Raw genomic sequence first — 21,355 nt, forward strand, 5'->3', positions numbered from 1 at the left:
GATAGATATAGGATCGCCATGAATCTCGCTCAAGCACAAATTGCCGTCCTCGCCGAACACCACTATCAGGAACTCGAACTCTGGTACCCGCTCATGCGGTTGCGCGAGGCCGGCTGCAACGTCCTGGTCGTCGCCCCTTCCGATACCCAGATCTACGGCAGCAAGCTCGGCTACCCCATCGTTGCCGATCTGGCCGCCGAACAGGCCGACGCGGCGGATTTCGATGCCGTGATCATCCCCGGCGGCTTTGCCCCCGAGGGCTTGCGGCGCAATCCTGCCATCGTCAACCTGGTCAAGGGCGTCCATGACCGGGGCGGGCTGGTCGCCGCCATCTGCCACGCCGGCTGGGTGCTCGCGACGGCCGGCATCGCCCGAGGCCGCGACCTGACCTGCGTCTCCCTCATCAAGGATGATGTCATCAACGCGGGGGCCAACTACATCGATCAGCCTGTGGTGCAAGACGGCAACCTCATCACCTCCCGCCTGCCTGGTGACCTGCCCGAATTCGGCCGGGCCATCGTGGATTACCTCGCCACCCACCCGTCCACCCGCGACAACAACCGCCAACGGCTGCCCAGCCGCTCGCGCGGCTACGCCAGCGCGGCCTATGAAGCGCCCGCCAAGGTTGTCATGACCGCTCGCGGCAAGGCGTCCGCCAACTACATCATGACGGTCGTCTCGGAGGGGGATGGCAAATGAATGCCCGCGAAGAAACCGGCTTGCCGCGCATCGTCTTGCGGGGGTCTCCCTACGAGCGCGGCGTGCGCTACGGCCAGCTGGCGCGCGACCGGATACGGCGCTCGATGGCGTTCTACCGTGAGGTCTTCCAGTACCAGGCTGGCTTGTCCTGGGACGACGCCCTGCGCCTGGCCGGACGCTATCGGCCTTATATCGCCGACTTTTCCCCCGACAGCCTGCTGGAAATGCAGGGCATCGCCGAGGGCGCTGGCCTGACCGCCGACGACATCCTCGTGCTGAACGCGCGCAGCGAACTGATGTTTTCCGCCGCCACCCGCCCCGCCGCCGCGGCGGCCGGAGAATGCACGTCTTTTGCGATCCTGCCCGATATGACGGCCAATGGACACACCTACGCGGGACAGAACTGGGACTGGATCCCCACCGCGCTGGAAACCGCCGTCGTGCTGGAAGTGCACCGCGACGACAAACCCAGCTATGTCACGGTGGCGGAGGCGGGCCACCTGGCCAAGGCGGGCATGAATGACGCGGGCCTGGCCGTTTGCACCAATACCCTGGTGTCCAGCCTGGACGGCGATCGCCTCGGCGTGCCCTATCACATCATCCTGCGCTCCCTGCTCGACGCGCCGACCATCTCGGCGGCCACCCGCCTGATCTACGCGGCCCAACGCGCGTTCTCCGCCAACTATCTTCTGGCCCATCGCGACGGGCTCGCCGTCAATGTCGAAACCACGTCCGGCGACACGCGCGGCGTCAGCACGCGCCTGCCCAAGGACGGCATGCTGGTCCACACGAATCATTTTGCCGCCGATGACTTCAAGCAATACGACATCCGCGTCAACCTGTATCCCGGCAGCCTGTTCCGCCTGGATGACGCGCGGCGCAACCTGCGCCGCGAAGGCCAGGGCGTGACGATAGCGGGCATCCAGCACGCGCTGCGCAGCCATCACAATGCCCCGGACTCGGTCTGCTGGCACCCCGACACCGCCAAACCCGCGCTGGACCGCAGGGCGACGATTGCCTCCATCATCATGGACCTCGATGCCGGTGAATTCCTGTTTACCGCGGGCCCGCCCTGTCTTTCGGACTACACCTCAGTGCGCCTGGATGCTGAGCCTCGCGGTCAGGAAACCATGCGGCAAGGGCGGCGCCATCCGGGCCCCGTCTGCGCGCAATAGTGGCCAGGCTTGCCCGGGAGATTCTGGCGGCCTACCCGGCCATGACCACCCTTCCGGCAAGGTCGCCAAAGCCGATGCGGTAGCCGCTGCCTTGGCACCAGCCGCGGATCGACACTTCGTCGCCGTCGAGCAAGAAACGCCTGACACTGCCATCCGGCAGGGTCAGGCTGGTCTGGCCGTTCAGGGTGATCTCCAGCAGGCAGCCCAACGAGTCCGGCGTCGGGCCGCTAAGCGTTCCCGAACCCATGAGGTCGCCGACGCGCACGTTGCAGCCCGACAGTTCGAAATCGAGTTTTTCGGACGGGCCAAACACCGGCCTGGGCTCACCTGGCTGGACGCGCTGGCCCTGGGGCCTGCGCACCGGCGTGCGCCGGCTACCACCGTGCTGGCGTGGGCCGCAGGTGCACGCTCCCGACCAGAAGTAGTGCGTGGTCGTGGCGCTGCGATGGCCCTCGCGGGCCCCGCGTAGCGCCAACACCGCCCCGGCCCGGCCCGCTCAGAGGGACGATTGCCGCGTACGGGCGGACAGGGCGGCGGCCGTTTCCTTGCGCTCGCTGTAGCGGTCCACCAGATAGGGCGAGACATCCCGCGTCAGCAAGGTGAATTTCATCAATTCCTCGACGACATCGACGATGCGATCATAGTAAGGCGAAGGCTTCATGCGCCCCGCATCGTCGAACTCCTGGTAGGCCTTGGCCACCGATGACTGATTGGGTATGGTCAACATCCGCATCCAGCGGCCCAGCACCCGCATCTGGTTCACCGCGTTGAAGGATTGCGACCCGCCCGAAACCTGCATGACGGCCAGCGTCTTGCCCTGTGTGGGGCGCACGGCGCCCACGGACAGCGGGATCCAGTCAATCTGCGTCTTCATCAAGCCCGTCATCGCGCCATGACGTTCGGGCGAACACCAAACCATGCCTTCGGCCCACTGGACCAGTTCATGCAGTTCACGGACTTTGGGATGACTCTCGCTGGCATCGTCGACCAACGGCAGGCCGGAAGGGTGGAACATGCGGGTTTCTCCACCCAGCGCCCGCAAGAGCCGAGCCGCCTCCTCGGCGGCCAAACGGCTATAGGAGCGCTCGCGCAACGAGCCATACAGCAACAGAAAGCGCGGGGCGTGCGCCGCCCGCCGGGCCGGGAACAGGGCAGCGGTGTCCGGCGCGTCGAACAACGCTGGGTCGATGTTGGGCAAATCGGCAAGGACGTCAGACACGATTGCCCTCCGCATCGATGAGCGGCTCGCCATCTTCTTTGTTGAAAGCCCCGCGCTGGCGTTGGGGAAGGATATCCAGCACCGCTTCCGACGGGCGGCACAGGCGCACGCCCAAGGGCGTGACGACGATGGGGCGATTGATCAGGATAGGGTGCTCGACCATGAAGGCGATCAGTTGCTCATCCGTCCACTTCGGGTCCGACAGCCCCAAGTCATCGTAAGGCGTGCCCTTTTGCCGGAGCACCTCGCGCACGGGGATGCCCATGGCCGAGATGAGGGATGTCAGTGTCTGCGCGCCGGGAGGCGTTTGCAGATACTCAATGATGGCGGGCTCGTCGCCGCTATTGCGGATCAGCCCAAGCACATTGCGCGACGTCCCGCAGGCGGGGTTGTGATAGATGGTGATAGAACTCATGCAAAGCCTCTCTTGATGCAAGACTGAAATTTCAAGGCGCCAATGGCCGCGCGCGCAGCATCAGCAGCGCGGCGCAGGCCGCGAGACCGACGCCGCCCGAGAGCCAGAGCGCCTCGGCGCCCCAGGCATCCAGCGCCAGGCCAAACAGAAATGGCGCCAGGGCTTGCGCGAAACGCGCCGGCATCATCAGCCAGCCCTGGCGCGCGCCATAACCTTGGGGCCCGAAGAGCGCCAGCGGCAGCGTGCCCTTGGCGATGGTCAGGATGCCATTGCCCGCCCCATGCAGGATGGCGAACAGCGCAGCCATGCCGGGGCCGCCCGCAAGCAGCACGGCCACTCCGGCCGGATGCGCGAGGGCCGCCAGGCGCGCCGACAGCAAAGGATGGACGCGCCGCAAGAGTCCAAACTCCAGCAATCGTCCGGCCACCTGCGCGGGACCGATAAGCGCGCCGACGGCGACCGCCGCGGTCAGCGTGGCGCCCATTGTTTCCAGCATGCGCGGCAAATGCGTGGCCATCGCGGTGCTGATGAACCAGGTCGCCGCAAAGACAAAGGCCAGAAGGGCAGTGGCAAACCCTTGCCGGGCCGGTGCGGACGAAGCCGGAACATGCGCGCTTGGCTCCCCGGCGGGCGGCCGCGCCTCGGCCCTCGCCGTGGCCGGTGCCTTGGGCAACCAGGCATTCAGGGGCAAGCCGGCCAGCAGATGCAAGGCGGCCCAGCCAAAACAGGCGCCCCGCCAGCCGAACTGCGCCTCCATCCAGGCCGACAACGGCCAGCCTACCGTGCTGGCGAATCCCGCGATGAGCGTGATGCCTGTAATGGCGCCGCGCGCATGATGGCCGTACAGCCTGACCAGGCTGGAAAACGCGGCCTCATACAGCCCGGCGCCCATCGCCACGCCGATCACAAGCCAGGCGGCGGCCATGGTCGCGACACCCTGGGCGGCGCCCAGCATGATCAGGCCCAGCGCGAACAGCAGACTCGTTCCGGCCAGTACGGCGCGGCCGCCGCGATGGTCGATGGCCTGGCCCGCCCATGGGCCGACCAGCGCCGATACCGCCATGGCCGCGGAGAAGGCCGCATAGATCGCGGGCGCGCCCATCCCCAGCTCGCGGGCGATAGGATCGGCAAGCATGGCCGGCAAATAGTAGGAGGACGCCCAGGCGAGCGTCTGGGCCGCGCCCAGGGCGCCCACCACGCGAAGCGGTGTTTTGCTCATGAATCAAGTCCGCCTGGCGCCGCCGCACCGCTTTTGAGCGGCGGCCCGAGCTGTTTGCGGACCGGCAAGCTCGCAATCCGTGCCCTGGCAGCAATGTTCGGTGAGATAGCCGAGCAGCCCGTTCATGCGGGAGAAATCGGCGCGGTAGATCAGATTCCGGCCCTGCTGTTCAACGCTGACCAGGCCGGCATGGGCCAGCTCCTTCAGATGGAAGGACAGCGCATTCCTTGCGACACCGAGCTGGTCCGCCAGCACGCTGGGCGTGAGGCCCGGCGGGCCGGCGACAACCAGGGCGCGGAAAGCGCGCAGCCGCTGGGGGTGGGCAAGGCCGGCGAGCGCGGCGATGACTTGATCTTCTTTCATTAGACAATAATACAACGATTATTGAATTATTGCGCCATCATCCGGGCGCATCGATGCGCCCGGACTCGCCCGGTGCCGAAGGTGATGGAAGCGGGAAGACCGAGGGCTCAGCCGCGCGTGGCCTCCAGCGCCTCGTCGCGCGTCATCAGCGCCGCGTACTTCTGCTCCATGTCGAACAGATTGGCCTCGTGGGGACCGATGGCGCGGTCGCCCACGCAGTCGGTCACCACCAGCGGCCGAAAGCCATACTGCATGGCATCGACCACGCTGGCGCGCACGCAGCCGCTGGTGACGGCGCCCGCCACCAGCAGCGTCCGCACCCCGTGGAACGACAGCCAGGCCGAAAGGCCCGTGCCAAAGAAGGCCGACGGGACATTCTTGCGCACCACCAGTTCACCGTCCGCGGGCGTCAGCTCGGGGACGATGGCGCTGTCCCGCCCCGCCTCCTTCAGCCCCAGCATGCCCGGCACCTTCAGCGAAAATACGTTGGCGTCGGCATCGTCGTCGGCATAGACGATGCGGCTGTGCGCCACCGGCCACTTGCGCTGGCGCGCGGCTTGCAGCAGGCCCACGGTACGATCGATGGCCGGCCGGATATTGCCGCCGCCGAACACCGCCGGATCGGCGAAACCGTTGACGAAGTCCACGATCAGCAGCCCATAGGGCGCTTTCAGGGGCAAGGGCGTGCCGAAGCTTTGCCGGCGGTAGACCTCGGTCTCGGCATTGTGTGCGGTCTGAGTCATGACGGGTTTCCTGTCTGTTGCGGCGGGTACAGCACCTTGCCGTCCTTCACCATGGTGTCGCCGTCCAGCCGCACGGTGCAGCGGCGCAGCGGAATGTCGATGTGGCAAGCCGTGGTGCGGCTGCCGCCGGCCTCGTTGTTCGGGCCCAGCGAGAACAGGAAATTGCCCTCGAAGGCGCGCGCGTCCATGCCTATGGTGGCCTCGCGGTCATAGAGCGACAGCGTGGTCCAGCTGGCGCGCGGCTGCAGCCCCCAGCCGATGTGAGAGATCGCGTACCCCTCCGGGTCGTTGAACGAGGCCATGTATTCGCTTAACAGCGCGGCGTCGATGCCGCCCTCGATGCGCGTGGCGTAGCCGCCCTGCACCGTCAGCCGGATGGGCTCGTTTACATAGCATTTTTGCGGCAGCAGAATGTCGCCGCGGTCTATGACGATCACGCCCTCGGCGCTGCCCTCGTCCGGCCAGGTCAGCGAAAATCCGCTGGGCCAGTGGTCCCAGCGGCCCGGCTCGTCGACATAGCCGTACTCGCTGATGGCAGGGAACTCGCCCAGCCTGAAGCGCACGTCGGTGCCGCCTGGCGAGGTCACATGCATGGTCTTGGCGGCCGCGATGCGCGCGGAGGCGGCCTTGACGCGCTCACGGTCGGCGGCGGTAGGCACCATGCGCGCCAGGATCTCGGGCGGCTCCACCGCCAGCAGGATCTTGGTGCCGCCGGCCAGGATGTCGTGCTGCTCGGGCGAGAACAGCAGCGTCATCAGGTCCAGCACCAGGTCGCTGGCCTTCAGGGCCGCGATGGCGGCCCGGTTGCCGGTCAGCGGCGTGGTGCCCAGGTAGGCCAGCGTGTCGCGGCTCAGGGCCTTCTCGCCATTGACGGGCGGCAGGTCCAGGCGGTTGACGATGGCGCCCAGGGACTGCGCCGCGATCAGCGCGGTGGACAGGGTCTGGGGATGGGTGGTCGCCCCGGTCAGGATGGTGACGGTCTGTCCCGCTTGCAGGCGGGACAGCGTCAGCACCTCTTTCCAGGCTTCGATCATGGCATAGTCGCTGACTGGCATGTCGTGCTCCTGTATGGATGGATTTAGCGCGCCGGCAGCGCCGCGCCCAGGAATGCGCCGAAGGCCTGGTAGAAGCCCTCTTCGTTGTCCCATGGGATCATGTGCCCCGCCTCGGGCACGCGCACATGCTGCGTACCGGGCGCAAGCCGCTGGATTTCCGCCACATCCTCGTCGCGCACCACCTCGCCGCGCTCGGCGGTGATCAGCAGCCGCGCGGCCTCGATGGACGGCAGGTCGGCGTGGACATCGTCCAGGTGGAAACCGTCGAAGCTGGCCAGGATGGCGCGCTCATCGCAGGTGTGCAGCCATTGGGCGCGCAGCCGGCGCTGCTCCTCGGTCCAGGTCGGGCAGTAGGCCAGCATGTCCTCGGCCGTCATGCCGGCGCGCGCCTGGGCCATCGAACCCACATACCATGGGAGCTTGGCGGGATAGGGACGGCGGCCCGGGCCGGAGACCGGCGGGTCCACCATCACCAAGCGGGCCAGCGCCGCGGGCCGCGCGCGCGCGGCCCGAATGCCGATGCGCGCGCCCATGGAGTGGCCGACCAGGCTGTAGCGCGCCAGGCCCAGCGCCTGCGCGAAGGCGAGCACGTCGGCCGCCTGCGCGTCCAGGCCGTAGTCCAGCGAGGCGTCGGCCTGCGACAGCCCCCGGCCGCGCACGTCCAGCACATAGGTGTCGAACACCTGGCCGAAACGCTCGGCCACGAAGCCCCAGGTGACCGCCGGGCTGGTGATGCCCGGCACGATGATAACCGGATCGCGGTCCTTTTTGTCGCCGCCATAGCGCAGGTAGTGCTGGCGGATGCCGTTGGCGTGCACGTGCGCGCCGTATTGGAAGGTGCTCATGGGGATATCCTCAAGATCAATACGCGCCTGACAGCAGCGCGCCCGCGCCCGGAACCACCGGTTCCAGACCCAGCGACTTCAGCATGGCGTAGGTGGTGGCCACCGCGGCCGTCACCACGGGCTTGCCGGTCAGCGCCTCGACCTTCGCGATGGCCGGCAGCGAAGGCATCTGCACGCAGGCCGACAGCACGATCACGTCGGCGTCCTGGTACTTCAGGCCCTGCACGATCTCGGGCAGGCGCGCGGCATCGTGCCGCCCCACCTCCAGGTTGTCCGGGATCTCCAGCGCGCGGTAGTCCACGACCTCGTAGCCTTCGTTGGCGATGTAGCTCACCACCAGCTCGGTCAAGGGCTTCATATAGGGCGCGACCACGGCGATCTTCTTGGCCTTCATGATCTTCAGCGCATCGACCAGGGCGCCCGCGCTGGTGATGACGGGCGCGCTGGCGCCGTTGGCCGCCGTATGGCCCGTCAGGCGCTCCTGCGAGACACGGTGGTAGCCGTGGCCCATGGCCATGATGGCCACCAGGCAGGCGTAGCCCAGCACGTCCACGCGCGCATCCGACAGCTCGACGGCGCAGCGGTCGGACTCGGCATCCATCGCGGCCAGCTCCTCCTTCACCACCTTCTTCATGCGCATGCGGCTGGAATGAAAGGTGAAACGCTCCGGACGGATCAGTTCGCGCGCGCGCAGCATCGCCGGGATCTCCGTCTCCATCGTGGTGTTCGAGCTCGGCACGATCTGGCCGATGCGATAAGTCTTGGTCATGATTCTCCTCCGGGGAAAGACGGGATGAAGAAGGGTTCAGAGCTTGAAGATGCGCTCGGCGTTGCCATGGCACACCAGGGCGCGGGTCGCCTCGTCCAGCGGCGCCGTGTCGATGAACTCGGCGGCGATGGCGCTGGATTCGTAGGGATAATCGACCGAGAACATCACGGCCTCGGCGCCCATCTCGGCGATGGCGCCCACCAGCGTGGGATGCGAGCACACGCCCGAGGTGGTGATGAGGATGTTGGATCCCAGGTAGGCCGACGGCGCGCGGTCCAGCGTGACGCCGTGCGGATACACGGCGAAGCGGCTGTCGAAGCGCCAGCGCTGGAAAGGCAGCCCTTCGCCCATGTGGCCAAGGATGAGCTTGGCCCGCGGGAAGCGGTCGAACACACCGCCGAACAGCAGGCGCAGCGCGTGCGTGGCGGTCTCCACGCCCCAGCCCCAGGTGGCGCGCTCGATGACGGGATGGCCCGCGTAGGCCTGCGGCATCAGGTAGGCATCGGCCGGATGCAGGTAGATCGGCACGTCCAGCGCCTGCACGCGCTCCCAGAAGGCGTCGTACTCGCGGCCGTCGTAATACGTGCCGTTGGTGTGGCCGTTGATCAGCGCGCCCTTGAAGCCGTAGTCGCGCACGGTGCGCTCCAGCTCGTCGGCCGCCACCTTGGGATCGTGCATGGGCAGCACGGCGAAACCGCCGTAGCGCCTGCTATTGCGCGCCACGCGCTCGGCCAGGAAGTCGTTGTTCTCGCGCGCGCGGCGCAGCGCCACGGCGGGATCCGGTTCGGCCTGCACGCCCGGCCCCGTCTGCGACAGGATGACGTAGTCGATGCCATTCTCGTCCATATCCTGCAGACGCAGCTGGTCGAAGTCGTTCAGCCGACGGCCCAGCTCCGCCAGCGATGCGGCATCGATATACTGGGCGAAGACCTTGGAATAATCCTGAAAGCCCGGCGCGGTGTAGTGCTCCTCGAAAGCGATCTTGCGCATGATGTATCTACCTCTTTGCATCGTTTGATAGTCAGTACACTGACCATTTGGACCGGGCCGGCCCATCGATTGCCGACGGGCCGGTCCGGTGTGTCCTGGCGCATGGCCGCCCTCCCCTCCTGGAAGGACGGCCCGCGGTCAATTACTGAAGGGGTTGCTTATATCCCCGCCGCCATAGGTGCTATCGAAGCCCCCTCCCTGCATCTCGATCTTGACGTCCTTGGTGTCGACCTGCGCGGCGTCATCCTTGTAATGCGTCACCAGCGCGGGGAAGCACAGCACGACCAGCACCAGCAGCAGCTGGATACCGATGAACGGGATGGATCCCCAATAGATCTGCCCGGTGGTCACCTTCGGGATGGTGCGGCCCGTGACGCGGTCCCGATAATCATCGCGCGGAGCCACGGAACGAAGATAGAACAGCGCCAGCCCGAAAGGCGGATGCATGAACGATGTCTGCATATTCAGCGCCAGCAGCACCCCGAACCAGATCAGGTCTATGCCCAGCTTGTCGGCCACCGGGGCCAGCAGCGGCACCACGATGAAGGCCAGTTCGAAGAAATCCAGAAAGAAGGCCGCGATGAAGACAAAGACCATCACAAACAGCAGGAAGCCCGTCTCGCCGCCGGGCACCGACACCAGCAGATGCTCCACCCAGAGGTCGCCATTGACCGCGCGGAACGTCAGACCGAACACGGTGGAGCCGATCAGGATGAACAGCGCGAAGCAGGTCAGGCGCGTGCTGGAATCCATGGCCTGCTTCAGCAGCGGCAGCGTCAGCCGGCGCTTGATGATGGCCATGACCAGTGCGCCGACCGCGCCCATCGCCCCGCCCTCGGTGGGGGTGGCCAGGCCGATGAAGATGGTGCCCAGCACCAGGAAAATCAGCGCCAGCGGCGGAATCAGCGCGAAGGTGACGCGCTCGGCGATCTTGGACAGCAGGCCCAGGCGCAGCAGGCGGTTGACCGACGCCACCGCGAAGGCCACCGCGCCCCAGCAAATGATGGACACCACCACGGTCTCGTCCACCGGGGCGCCCGGATCCAGCACCTCGGCCGTCAGGAAGTAGCCTATGACGCTGGAGAGCAGCATCAGCACGATCAGCGAGCGCGTGCCGGACGCGCCGTTGGCCTCCTTGAATTCGCGCGCGCTGGCCGGCATGGCCGGACCCGCGGCGGGCCGAGCCCAGGTCAGAAACAACACGTAGACCAGGTACATGACGATCATCAGCAGGCCGGGCAGGATGGCGCCGCGGTAGATGTCGCCGACCGAGCGGCCCAGCTGGTCGGCCAGGATGATCAGCGTCAGCGAGGGCGGGATGATCTGCGACAGCGTGCCCGAGGCCGCGATGACGCCGGTAGCCAGCTTGCGGTCGTAGCCGTAGCGCAACATGATGGGCAGCGAAATCAGGCCCATGGAGATGATGGAGGCCGATACGACGCCCGTGGTCGCCGACAGGACGGCGCCCACGGCCACCACCGCCACGGCCAGCCCGCCGCGCACCGAGCCGAACAGCTGGCCGACCGTCTCCAGCAACTCCTCGGCCATTCCGGAACGCTCCAGGATCAGCCCCATGAACGTAAAGAAAGGCAGGGCCAGCAGCGTGTCATTGGAGACTACCCCGAAGACGCGCTGCGGCAGCGCCTGGAACAGCGCCGGCGACAGCAGGCCCAGCTCCATGCCGATCACGCCGAACAGGATGCCGTTGGCCATGAGCGCGAAGGCCACCGGAAACCCCGACAGCAGCAGCACGATCAGGGTGGCGAACATGATCGGCGCCATGTTGTTGATGAAGAATTCCATGTTCAGTCTGCCTTCTTGGCCTGTTTGCCGGCAGCCGGGGCGGCCGCGTCCGTGGTTTCCGCGGGTACGCCGCTTTCCTGCAGCCTGGCCGCGATTTCCTCGGCCAGCGCCTGTTCGTCGGCCGTGGCTTCGCGCTGGCGGGGGTCGCCGCACGCTCCCCGCAGAAAGCCGATGCACTTGATCAGATGGGACAGCGCCGCGGCGATCAGCAGCGTGAAGCCAACCGGCAGCAGCAGCTTGGCCGGCCAGCGGATCAGGCCGCCGGAGTTGGACGACATCTCGCCACTGACGTAGGACTCCCAAAACATGGGCCAGGACAGCCACATGATCAGGGTGCAGCCCGGCAAGAGGAAGAACAGGATGCCGAAGATCTCCAGGCGCACCTGCGCGCGCTGGGACAAGCGCTGGGCGAGAATGTCCACGCGCACATGGTCATTGCGCACCAGGCAATAACCCGACGCCAACAGGAACAGGGCGCCGAACATATACCACTGGATCTCCAGCCAGGCGTTGGAGCCCGAATGGAAAAACTTGCGCCCGAAGGCGTTCGCCGTGCTGATCAGCACCATGGCCAGGATCAACCAGGCCACCACACGTCCCACCAGGACGTTTAGTGCATCGATCATGCGAGATAACTGGAGCAGGAATCGCATTGCAGTCTCAGATCGTGGAAAGGGATGAGGAAACTCTGGCGTAAGACTTCAGTGGCCGGCGCGCCACGGCATGGAACGGCGTTCGATCCACACCAGCAGCCCATACAGCAGCAGGCCCAGCGCTGCCAGCACGAACAAGGCGGCGAATACGCGCACGGTGTCGAACGTGCCCTGCGCGCTCATGATCACGTAGCCCAGGCCGCGCTGCGACGAGACGAACTCGCCCACGATGGCGCCCACCAGCGCCAGCGAGATCGCGACTTTCATGCCGGCCACCAGCGACGGCAGCGCGGCGGGCAGACGGACTTTCAAGAAGAACTGCAGCCACGAGCCGCGCAGCACGCGGCCCAGGTCCTGCACATCCTGGGGGACCGAACGCAGGCCATGGACGGCGTCCACGATGATGGCGAACACGGCGATCAGAAAGGCGATGGCGATCTTGGGTTCGGCGCCCGTTCCCATCCAGATCACGAACAGCGGCGCCACCGCGACCTTGGGCACGCTGTTCAGCGCCACGATCAGCGGGTAGCCAAAGCGCGCGAATCCGCGCGAGCCGACCATCAGCAGGGCGATGGCCACGCCGCCCACCACCGACAGCACGAAACCGCAGAGCGTGGTGAACAGCGTGTACAGCGCGTGGTCCAGATACCAGTGCCAGTCCTTCGCCAGATCGGCCAGCACGACCGAGGGCAGCGGCAGCATGATGGGCCGCAGCTGCAGCAGACGCCCCGCCACTTCCCACAGCAGCAGCGCGGCCACGATGGACACGGCGCCCGCGCCGATGGCGCCGCCGGACGCACTGCGGCGGGCCGGCCGGTTGGAGGCCCCGCTCATCGCGCCACCTCCGGCTCCTGGAACAGGCCCATTTCCTGGAACAGACCCCGCAGGCGCGCCACATAGGCGCCGAAGGCCGGGGTTTCGCGGATCGACAGCGGCCGCGGGCGCGGCAGGTCGATCTCGATGACTTCCCGGACGGTGCCGGGCCGCGGCGAGAACACCATCACCACGTCGCCCAGGAAGACCGCCTCGGCGATGCCATGCGTGACGAACAGCACGGTGTTGCGAGTGCGTAGCCAGATGCGCTGCAGCTCGGCATTCATCTGGTCGCGCGTCATGGCGTCCAGCGCGCCGAAGGGCTCGTCCATCAGCAGCAGGCGCGGATCGTCCACGAGCGCGCGGCAGATCGCCGCGCGCTGCCGCATCCCGCCCGACAGCTCGCGCGGATAGCTGTCCGCGAAGGCGGACAAGCCCGTCATCTCCAGCAGGGCGTCGGTCTTGGCCTGGTAGTTCTGGCGCCGCTTGCCCGCGAACTCGATGGGCAGCAGGATGTTGTCGCGGATCGAGCGCCACTCCAGCAGCGCATCGCGCTGGAACACGAAGCCTATGCCCTCGGGCGCGCCGTCCACCGGCTTGCCATAGACGGACAGGCTGCCTTCGCTGACCTCCTCCAGCCCGGCCACGCAGCGCAGAAAGGTGCTTTTGCCGCAGCCGCTGGGACCCAGCAGGCTGACGAAGCGGCCCTCGGGCACCTGCACGTCCACGCCGGCCAGCGCCTGCACTTCGCGCTCGCCGCCGTAGCGCTTGCCCACGCCGCGCGCCGCGATGGTGATGCCGCTCGGCGGCTGGCCGTTGACGGGCTGGGCGCTCATTGGCCGGCCCCATATGGCGCGTGCAGCACGATGCGGCCTTCGGCGTAATAGTCGGCGGCGGGGCGCTGGGCGGACACCAGGCCGACCGATGACAGCGTCTGCACGGCCTGCGTCCAGTCCTGGGCCACAGGCGGTCCGATCCGCGCGCCGTCCAAGGGGCCGAAGTAGTCGCGCAGCGCATCGATCTGGCCGCGCAGCACGCGGGCATCCAGCCGGGCCTGCGGACGCGCCGCCAGGATCGCCGCCACGGCCTCGTCCTGGTGGCCGGCGTAGATGTATTCCCAGGCGGCCGCTACCACGCCGGCGAAGCGCCCCAGCACTTCGCCGCGCGAGGCCAGCTTGCTCTCGCTGGCGAACAGGCCGAAGCCGGGCATATGCAGGCCATAGTCCGCGAAACGCACGGCGCGCGAGGCGCGCGTCTGCGAGACCACGGGCAGGAAGAAGGGAATGGTCGAGAACGCCGCGTCGGCGCGGCCCACCGCGTAGGTGCTGGCCTTGCCCGCGGCGTCCACGTTGATCAGTTCCAGCGCGTCGCGCCGCAGCTTGCCGTGCGCCAGGAAGGCATCGATGAAGGGCGCTTCCAGCGACCCCGCGGTATAGGCGACCTTCTTGCCCTTCAGGCCCGCGGGCCCATCTATCCCCGAATCCGCCGGCACCAGCACGCCGATGTCGCCTTGCCGCGCGAACACCGCCAGCGCCTTGACCGGCAGGCCCTTGTCGCGCGCCACCATCATCGAAGCCAGCGCGGCATGGCCCACGTCGAAGGTGTCGCCGTTGCCGACGATCTGCACCGTGGTCACGGATCCGTTGCCGTCCTCGAGCCGGACGTCCAGCCCAGCCTGCTGGAACCAGCCTTTCTGGGCCGCCAGGTGGAACGGCGCGTGCACGCCCCAGGGTGTCCAATCGAGACGCACACGCACGGTGTCGGCGGCCTGGCTGGCGCCGGCCACGATCAGGCCGGCCAGGGTGGCCAGCAACAGGAAAGGCTTGCGTATAAGCGACATGATGCCTCCCAAGGGAAACGGGATACGGTGAAAATGAACAGGATGGCGCGGTACTGCGGTGGCCGGGCTACCGCCTGCGGCGCTGGAACAGTCGCATGATGCGATCCTTCAGCACCCCGAAGAACAGGGCGACGGGGTTGATGGCGGCCGCCGGCGCGTCGTCGGGCGCGCCGGGGTTCTGCATGCGCCGGACCACGTTGCGGCCGAACTCCGCGATCATGCGGCGCACGAAGTCCTGCACCAGGCCGGAGCGGGAGAACTGGGCCAGCGGCCCCTGCAGGGAATAGTCCATGTCGATGACCACGCGCGTCGTGCCCGGCCCCTCGGCCTGCAGCCGATAGCCGATGTCGCCCTGCGCGCGCGACTGGCTGACCGTGTCCTTGCCGGCGCCGCGCAAGATCGCGGCGCGCGCGGCGTCGTCGCGCTCAAGTTTCGCCGTGCCCTCGAAAGCGGCCTGCATCGGACCAAACTTGACGCCGATGCGGCCCTGCACCTCCTCGCCGTGCTGCGCGGTGATCTGCGCGCCCGGCAGGCAGCCCGCCACGCGCGGCAAGTCGACCATGAACGCCCAGACCTGCTCGGGCGGGAACGGCACGCTGAATTCGCCGTCGATGTGCTGTCCCTTGCCCTTGCCTTCCTTCGCGCCCGCGGCCGTCCGCGCCTGCGGGGCCGCCGCCTCGTCCTCGTCGGCGCGGGGCTCGAATGCCCGCAGCGGCGGCAGTTGCGGGGCGGCGCCCGCGCCGGTCAGCGCCAGCCCGTCCAGCGGCGCGGCCGCCGGCAGCGCGCGGCGCAAGGCCTCGACGGCCGGATCGGGCTGCTCCTGCAGGTCGCGCAACACCGCGCGCACCGCCGCCACGATGCCCATGTATCCCGTGCAGCGGCACAGGTTGCCGGACAACTCGATGCGCACGCGCTTTTCGTCAGCCTGCGGCAGGCGCAGCACGATGTCGCGCGCCGTGGCCAGCATGCCGGGTGTACAGAAGCCGCACTGCAGCGCATGGTGCGCCGTGAACGCGGCCCGCAGCCGGCGCATCACGGGATCCTCGTCGTAGCCTTCCACCGTGACCACCTCGCGCGACTCGCAGGCCACCGCGAAGGTGATGCAGGATCTCACTGGCCGGCCGTCGACCAGCACGGTGCACGCGCCGCAAACACCGTGCTCGCAGCCGAGGTGGGTGCCCGTCAGCCGCGCCTCGTCGCGCAGATAATCGCCCAGGTGCATGCGCGCGGGCACTTCATGGCACACCGCTTCGCCGTTGACCTTCATGGATACCAGACTCATTGCATTGCCTCGTCCGCCGCGCGCGGCGGCATGCGTTCCATCAGGGTGGCGGACGTGCCCAGCGCCTGGGCCAGGCAGCGCGCCACCGCGGTTTCATACAGGCGGCGCTCGACCGCGTCCTTCTCGGGCAGGGCCGCCTCGACCGCCGCGCGGATGGCCGCCGCGGTCACGGCGGCCGCGCCCTCGCGGGCGCAGGCTTGCGCCAGCGCCGTCAGCGCGCGCGGCGTGGCGTCGATGGCGCCCAGCACAATGCGGGCGCTGCGGCTGGCCGGATCGAACCAGGCCACGCAGCTGGCCTCGGCGAACTCGCCGGTCTTGCGGCAGAACTTGTAATAGCCGAAGCGGCTGTCGGCGCTGCCCGCCGGCACGTCCACGGCCACGATCAATTCGCCCTCCTGAAGGGAGGTGGTGTAGGCGCCGGCCATGAAGCGCTGCGCCGGCTCGTGCCGCACGGCGCCCCGCGGCCCCGCGATCTCCAGGCGCGCGCCCAGGCCCGCGCACACCACGACCCAATCGGCCGCCGGGTCGGCATGGGCCAGGCTGCCGCCCAGCGTGCCGCGATTGCGCACCGCGCGGTAGGCGATGCGGCCGGCCACGCCCTGCATGGGATGGCCGCGCAGCAGCTCGTGCACACCATCCTCGATCTCGGCATGCGTCACGGCCGCGCCCACCCGCAGGCGGTCGCCGCGGCGCTCGACCCCGCGCAGCTCCGTCAGGCCGGACACATCCACGACCGCGGGCGGACGCGCCAGGCGCAGGTTCAGCATGGGCCCCAGGGACTGGCTGCCGGACATGGGCTTGGCCGCGTTCTCGCCGGCCAGCAGGCCCTTCAAGGCCTCGGCCAGGCTGGAAGGGCGGGAATAATCGAAACGGGCGGCCTTCACTGATCCACCTCCACCAGTTCGCCGGCCGGCCTGGCCGGCGCAGGCGGCGCGGCGGCGCCCGCCTCGGCCAGCGCATGCATAAGGCGCCGCGGCGTGAGCGGCGTGCGCTGAACCAAGGGCGCGCGCAGGCGGCTCAGCACATCGTTGACCGCGTTGTAGATGACGGCCGGCGGCGCGATGGCCCCGCCCTCGCCCATGCCCTTGGCGCCGAACTCGGTGTGCGGCGAAGGCGTCTCGAAGTGATCGATACGGATGCTGGGCACCTCGGTGGCGCCCGGCATGACGTAGTCGGCGAAGGTCGAGGCCAGCGGCTGGCCGTTTTCGTCGTAGGGCGTCTCTTCGTACAGCGCCGTGCCCAGGCCCTGGGCGATGCCGCCAAAGGTCTGGCCTTCCACCACCATGGGGTTGATCATGGTGCCGCAGTCCTCGACCACGACATAGTCCAGGATCTCGACAGCGCCCGTGCCCGGATCCACCGCCACGACGGCAGCATGGCTGGCATAGGTGAACGCGCCGGTGTCCACCTTGGGCTTATAGCCCACCGTGGTCTCCAGGCCGCCGACGTCCGCGTCCCTGGGCAGCTTGTGCGGGTTGATATACCAGGCGTCGGCGATCTCGCGCACGCTGACCGAGCGCTCGTCCACCCAGACCGCGCCGTCGCGCAGCTCGGCCTGGCCGGCGTCCGCGCCCAGCATATGGGCGCCAATGTGCAGCAGCCGCGGCGCCAGGCGCTTGCAGGCCTGCGACACCGCGCCGCCGGACATCACCATGGCGCGCGAGGCGTAGGTGCCCGTGGAGAACGGCGTCTGCCCGGTGTCGCCATGCAACACCTTGATCCGCGAAGTATCGGTGCCCAGGATTTCGTGGGCGACTTGGGCGAAGGTGGTTTCCATGCCCTGGCCGTGCGAATGCACGCCCACGCGCACCTCCACGCCGCCATCGGGCGTGATCTTCACCGTGGCCTGGTCATAGCCCGGAATCACCGGCGTGCCCCAGGCCGCGAACACCGAAGTGCCGTGCGCGGATTGTTCGGTATAGGTGGCCACGCCCAGCCCGATCAAGCGTCCATCGGCCTCGCCCCGCGCCTGGCGGCGGCGCACCGCGGGCGCGTCTATCATCTCCAGCGCGCGCCGCAGGCTGGCCGGGTAGTCGCCGCTATCAAAGTGCTTGTTGGCCACATTCACATAAGGCATCTGCTCGGGCTTGACCAGGTTGAGCAGGCGAACCTCCCAGGGCTCCTTGCCGACCTGGTAGGCGATGCTGTCCATCAGCAGCTCGATGGCGAAGCACACGCCGGTGCGCGCCACGCCGCGGTAGGGCACGAAGCCGGGCTTGTTGGTGGCCACGCATTGGGTCCGGCAGCGGTAGCGCTGGAAATCGTAGGGACCGGGCAAGTTGCCGGTCGCCTGGCCGGGCTCCAGGCCGATGGTGAACGGCCAGACGGAATACGCGCCGCCATCGATGACGATGTGCGCGTCCAGCGCCAACAGGCGCCCGTCGCGGTCGGCATAGGCCGTCAGCTCGTAGTTGTGCTCGCGCGTGTTGGCGCCGGCGATCAAGTGCTCGCGGCGGTCCTCCAGGTAGCGGAAAGGCTTTTTGTAGGTCTTGGCCAGCCAGGCCACGCACAGCTCTTCCTGCTGCAGCACGCATTTGTAGCCGAAGGCGCCGCCCACGTCCGGCGAAATGACGCGCACCTTGGACTGGTCCAGTTCGAGGCACTGCGCCAGGATGGTGCGGATCATGTGCGGCACCTGGGTCGCGCTGACCACCACCAACTGGTCTTCGCGGTGGTCCCAGTAGGCCAGCACCGCCTTGCCCTCCATGGGCACCATGCACTGCCGCGCCAGTTCCACGCGGCGCCGCACGACCACCGGCGCGTCCAGCGTCTCGGGCGCGAAATCCTTCTCGGCCTTCAGGGTGACGAAGAGATTGTCCTTCCACTCCTCGTGCACCAGATCGCCCTGGGCGGCCAGCGCCGCCTCGGCGCTGGCATAGACCGGCAGCTCGTCGTAGTCGACGCCCACTTCCTCGACCAGATCCTCGGCCTCGGCGCGCGTGGACGCGATGGCCATGGCCACCGGCTCGCCGACGAAACGCACCTTGCCACGCGCCAGCGGCGGCTGGGCCGAACGCTGGTAGGTGGGCAGGGTCGAGTCGGCGACGATGTCCAGCACCTGCATGTGCTCGCGCGTGAACACCTTGCCGGCCAGCGCATCCGGGATGCGGATGCCGGCCAGGCGGGCGTGCGCCAGCGGGCTGCGCAGGAAGGCGACCTCGCGCAGGCCAGGCATGGACATGTCGCCCACGAACTGGCCCTTGCCCATCAGGTGGCGCATGTCCTCCTTGCGAGGAAGGCGCGCGCCTACGCCCTGGGGCTTGGCGCCGCGCGCGGCGTGCGGCTTGTCTTGCATGGAATACCTCTAAGGTGAACGGACGGCCCGCGGGCCGCGGCTCAACGGCGCGTGACGGCCTGGAAGGTGTAATTATCCAAGGCGCTCTCGGCCACGCGGAACCAGCTGGCCTGGTCGCGCTGGAACTCCGACCATTGGGGGAACAGCGCCGCGAAATCCGGATTGGCCGCGACCTGCTCCTTCCACAGTTCCTGCGAGGCCTTGTAGGCCGCGTCCATCACGTCGCGCGGGAAGAAGGACAGCTTGGCTCCGCCGGCCAGCAGCGACTTCATGGCGGCAGGATTGCTGGCATCGTACTTGGCCAGCATCTTCATGGTCTGCTCGGAGGCGGCGCACTCGAACGCGGCCTTGAAGATCGGCGGCAAGGCGTTCCACGCGGTGGCGTTGACCATGGTCGTGATGGAAGCGCTGCCCTCGAACCAGCCTGGCGAGTAGTAGTACGGCGCCACCTTGTTCAGGCCCAGCTTCAGGTCGTCGTGCGGGCCTATCCACTCGGCCGCGTCGATCGTGCCCTTTTCAAGCGAAGGATAGATGTCGCCCGGCGGAATCTGCTGCGGGATCGCGCCCAGCTTGGACAGGACCATGCCGCCGATGCCGCCGATGCGCATCTTCAGGCCCTTCAGGTCATCGACCGATTTGATCTCGCGGCGGAACCAGCCGCCCATTTGCACGCCGACGTTGCCACAGACGTGATTGACGATGTTGTATTTTTTGTAGAGCGCGCGCAGCTTCTCCAGCCCGCCGCCGTAATGGATCCACGCATTGTGCTGGCGCGCGCTGAGACCGAAGGACAGGCCGGTGTCAAAGGCCAGCGCGGTGTTCTTGCCCAGGTGGAAGGTGCTCAGCACGTGGTTGCATTCCACCGTGCCATTGCTGACGGCGTCCATGTTCTGCGCCGGCGGCACGATCTCGCCCGCGGGAAAGACGCGGATCTCGAACTTGCCGCCCGTCAGCTCCGAGACGCGCTTGGCCAGCTCCTCGGCCGAGCCATACATGGCGTCCAGGCTTTTGGGCCAGCTGGTGGACATGCGCCAGCGCACGGCGGCGCCTTCTTGGGCCATGGCCGGCACGGCCGCGATGGCCGCTCCCATACCTGCCGCATGGGTCAGGAAACGACGACGTTGCATAACTCACTTCCCCTTGTTCAAATGGCCGACCGGCCCTTGGCCGTCGGCGGTCACCGGTTCTTCACGCAAGGATCGTGCCACCTGGATTAAAACTCAGTGCACGGACTTTTTTTGTTGCTCTTTTAGTCAGTATGCTGATTAGTTTGTGCGTTCGTCAATAGGTTAAATCCTCAGCCTACGGACAAATTTCAAGGCCGTTGCGATGCACCACGATCGCCCCTCTCCGCCCCAGGAGAATGCATGCCCGCACCAGGGTTGTGAGCGGACCCCCGACCCCGTGTTTTCCCGTAGATCATCCGCGCCACAAATGCTGGAAGATTCGCCGCATCGCTGCTAGACTTTGCTCAGTGTACTGACTAATTAGCGGAATAAAACCATGAACTGGACACGCATCGCCTCCACGGATCAGGTCGATGATGACAGCGCCATCGCGGTCACCATCGGGCAGGCGCAACTGGCGCTTTACAAATGCGACGGCGAGTACTTCCTTTCGGACGGCGTCTGTACCCACGGCCATGCCATGCTGGCGGAAGGCTATGTAGAGGATGGCTGCGTCGAATGCCCCCTGCACCAGGCCCGCTTCAACCTGCGCACCGGCGAGCCGGAATGCGCGCCGGCCACCGCGCCCATCCGTGTTTACCCGGTGCGTGTCGAGGATGGCGCCGTGTTCGCCCAGCTGGAAGGCTGAGCGATGACGGCACCCGGCTCCATCGTGATCGTCGGCGCGGGCCAGACGGGCGCCGTGGCCGCGCGCACACTGCGCGAACTCGGCTATGCCGGCGCCCTCACCCTGGTGGGCGACGAAACCCACCTGCCCTATGAGCGCCCGCCGCTGTCCAAGGAGGCGCTGGGCGCGGGCGTGGACGGCAGCGTGGGCCGCATGCATCCCGCCGAGTATTACGCGGACCAGAAGATAGAACTGATCGCCGGCACCCCCGCCCGCGCGCTGGATCGCCAGCAGCGGCAGGTCGTGCTGTCCGACGGCCGCCGCCTGCCCTACGATGCCTGCCTGCTGGCCACCGGCGGGCGCGCGCGCCGCCTGCCGCGGAA

Annotated in this window: 22 protein-coding genes and 1 pseudogene; 4 read left to right on the forward strand and 19 right to left on the reverse strand. The window is 67.7% G+C overall.

Features of this window, described 5'->3' with window-relative positions; genetic code table 11:
• Window positions 1-18 precede the first annotated feature (18 nt).
• Together L540_RS11515 and L540_RS11520 are read left to right on the forward strand one after the other, a co-directional pair.
• Complete coding sequence (locus L540_RS11515) at window positions 19-699, forward strand: type 1 glutamine amidotransferase domain-containing protein (protein WP_048026299.1); 681 nt, start codon at window positions 19-21, stop codon at window positions 697-699.
• Entirely contained in the window at window positions 696-1,874 is a 1,179-nt protein-coding gene (locus L540_RS11520; protein WP_053073198.1) for a C45 family autoproteolytic acyltransferase/hydolase, read from the forward strand. Before L540_RS11515 ends, L540_RS11520 begins: the two co-directional genes overlap by 4 nt.
• Before the next feature lie 31 nt (window positions 1,875-1,905).
• Here the strand turns inward: L540_RS11520 and L540_RS21970 are convergent.
• The 19 genes and pseudogenes from L540_RS21970 to L540_RS11615 form a co-directional block, all read right to left on the reverse strand.
• Window positions 1,906-2,154, reverse strand: a pseudogene (locus L540_RS21970) (fumarylacetoacetase); the annotation flags it as partial.
• A gap of 216 nt (window positions 2,155-2,370) precedes the next feature.
• Window positions 2,371-3,093 carry an arsenical resistance protein ArsH gene (arsH, locus tag L540_RS11530; RefSeq protein ID WP_043212090.1) on the reverse strand — a complete coding sequence of 241 codons (723 nt, stop codon included), beginning with the start codon at window positions 3,091-3,093 and terminating at the stop codon, window positions 2,371-2,373.
• Window positions 3,086-3,508, reverse strand: a complete 423-nt coding sequence (gene arsC, locus L540_RS11535) for an arsenate reductase (glutaredoxin) (RefSeq protein WP_043212093.1) — start codon at window positions 3,506-3,508, stop codon at window positions 3,086-3,088. The genes arsH and arsC overlap by 8 nt, the downstream gene beginning before the upstream one ends.
• Window positions 3,509-3,539: 31 nt before the next feature.
• On the reverse strand, window positions 3,540-4,727 hold the full coding sequence (locus tag L540_RS11540) for an MFS transporter (protein WP_043212096.1): 1,188 nt from the start codon (window positions 4,725-4,727) through the stop codon (window positions 3,540-3,542).
• Window positions 4,728-4,730: 3 nt separating this feature from the next.
• Window positions 4,731-5,090, reverse strand: coding sequence for an ArsR/SmtB family transcription factor (locus L540_RS21545; protein ID WP_082149613.1), 360 nt, complete (start codon window positions 5,088-5,090; stop codon window positions 4,731-4,733).
• 107 nt (window positions 5,091-5,197) lie between these two features.
• Window positions 5,198-5,833 (reverse strand): isochorismatase family protein, encoded by a 636-nt coding sequence (locus L540_RS11550; protein WP_043212100.1) that lies wholly within the window; start codon window positions 5,831-5,833, stop codon window positions 5,198-5,200.
• Window positions 5,830-6,888 carry a M29 family metallopeptidase gene (locus L540_RS11555; protein WP_043212102.1) on the reverse strand — a complete coding sequence of 353 codons (1,059 nt, stop codon included), beginning with the start codon at window positions 6,886-6,888 and terminating at the stop codon, window positions 5,830-5,832. Before L540_RS11555 ends, L540_RS11550 begins: the two co-directional genes overlap by 4 nt.
• A 23-nt stretch (window positions 6,889-6,911) precedes the next feature.
• On the reverse strand, window positions 6,912-7,733 hold the full coding sequence (locus tag L540_RS11560) for an alpha/beta fold hydrolase (RefSeq protein WP_043212103.1): 822 nt from the start codon (window positions 7,731-7,733) through the stop codon (window positions 6,912-6,914).
• A gap of 16 nt (window positions 7,734-7,749) precedes the next feature.
• Entirely contained in the window at window positions 7,750-8,502 is a 753-nt protein-coding gene (locus L540_RS11565) for a maleate cis-trans isomerase family protein (RefSeq protein ID WP_043212105.1), read from the reverse strand.
• 36 nt (window positions 8,503-8,538) lie between these two features.
• Window positions 8,539-9,492: an amidohydrolase family protein gene (locus L540_RS11570; RefSeq protein ID WP_231584777.1), complete on the reverse strand. Its 954-nt coding sequence runs from the start codon at window positions 9,490-9,492 to the stop codon at window positions 8,539-8,541.
• Between the two features lie 138 nt (window positions 9,493-9,630).
• Window positions 9,631-11,295 carry a TRAP transporter large permease gene (locus tag L540_RS11575; protein WP_043212110.1) on the reverse strand — a complete coding sequence of 555 codons (1,665 nt, stop codon included), beginning with the start codon at window positions 11,293-11,295 and terminating at the stop codon, window positions 9,631-9,633.
• A gap of 2 nt (window positions 11,296-11,297) precedes the next feature.
• Entirely contained in the window at window positions 11,298-11,948 is a 651-nt protein-coding gene (locus tag L540_RS11580; RefSeq protein WP_082149614.1) for a TRAP transporter small permease subunit, read from the reverse strand.
• A 48-nt stretch (window positions 11,949-11,996) separates the two neighbouring features.
• Window positions 11,997-12,782: an ABC transporter permease gene (locus tag L540_RS11585; protein ID WP_048026303.1), complete on the reverse strand. Its 786-nt coding sequence runs from the start codon at window positions 12,780-12,782 to the stop codon at window positions 11,997-11,999.
• Window positions 12,779-13,597 (reverse strand): ABC transporter ATP-binding protein, encoded by an 819-nt coding sequence (locus L540_RS11590; RefSeq protein WP_048026305.1) that lies wholly within the window; start codon window positions 13,595-13,597, stop codon window positions 12,779-12,781. The genes L540_RS11585 and L540_RS11590 overlap by 4 nt, the downstream gene beginning before the upstream one ends.
• Window positions 13,594-14,601, reverse strand: a complete 1,008-nt coding sequence (locus tag L540_RS11595; protein ID WP_043212112.1) for an ABC transporter substrate-binding protein — start codon at window positions 14,599-14,601, stop codon at window positions 13,594-13,596. The genes L540_RS11590 and L540_RS11595 overlap by 4 nt, the downstream gene beginning before the upstream one ends.
• 67 nt (window positions 14,602-14,668) lie before the next feature.
• Complete coding sequence (locus tag L540_RS11600; protein WP_043212114.1) at window positions 14,669-15,883, reverse strand: xanthine dehydrogenase family Fe-S subunit; 1,215 nt, start codon at window positions 15,881-15,883, stop codon at window positions 14,669-14,671.
• The gene (locus L540_RS11605) at window positions 15,880-16,767 is read right to left on the reverse strand and encodes an FAD binding domain-containing protein (protein WP_048026306.1); all 888 of its coding nucleotides are present in this window, start codon (window positions 16,765-16,767) and stop codon (window positions 15,880-15,882) included. The genes L540_RS11600 and L540_RS11605 overlap by 4 nt, the downstream gene beginning before the upstream one ends.
• Window positions 16,764-19,178, reverse strand: coding sequence for a xanthine dehydrogenase family protein molybdopterin-binding subunit (locus L540_RS11610; RefSeq protein ID WP_043212117.1), 2,415 nt, complete (start codon window positions 19,176-19,178; stop codon window positions 16,764-16,766). The genes L540_RS11605 and L540_RS11610 overlap by 4 nt, the downstream gene beginning before the upstream one ends.
• A gap of 41 nt (window positions 19,179-19,219) precedes the next feature.
• Window positions 19,220-20,305, reverse strand: a complete 1,086-nt coding sequence (locus tag L540_RS11615) for a TRAP transporter substrate-binding protein (RefSeq protein ID WP_043212119.1) — start codon at window positions 20,303-20,305, stop codon at window positions 19,220-19,222.
• Window positions 20,306-20,681: 376 nt separating this feature from the next.
• On the opposite strand from L540_RS11615, the gene L540_RS11620 reads away from it, so the two are divergent.
• Window positions 20,682-20,993: a non-heme iron oxygenase ferredoxin subunit gene (locus L540_RS11620; RefSeq protein ID WP_043212121.1), complete on the forward strand. Its 312-nt coding sequence runs from the start codon at window positions 20,682-20,684 to the stop codon at window positions 20,991-20,993.
• 3 nt (window positions 20,994-20,996) lie between these two features.
• Window positions 20,997-21,355: FAD-dependent oxidoreductase (locus L540_RS11625; protein WP_048026309.1), on the forward strand; the 359-nt coding region annotated here is incomplete at its 3' end.

This window comes from Bordetella pseudohinzii (assembly GCF_000657795.2).
GTDB lineage: Bacteria > Pseudomonadota > Gammaproteobacteria > Burkholderiales > Burkholderiaceae_B > Bordetella > Bordetella pseudohinzii.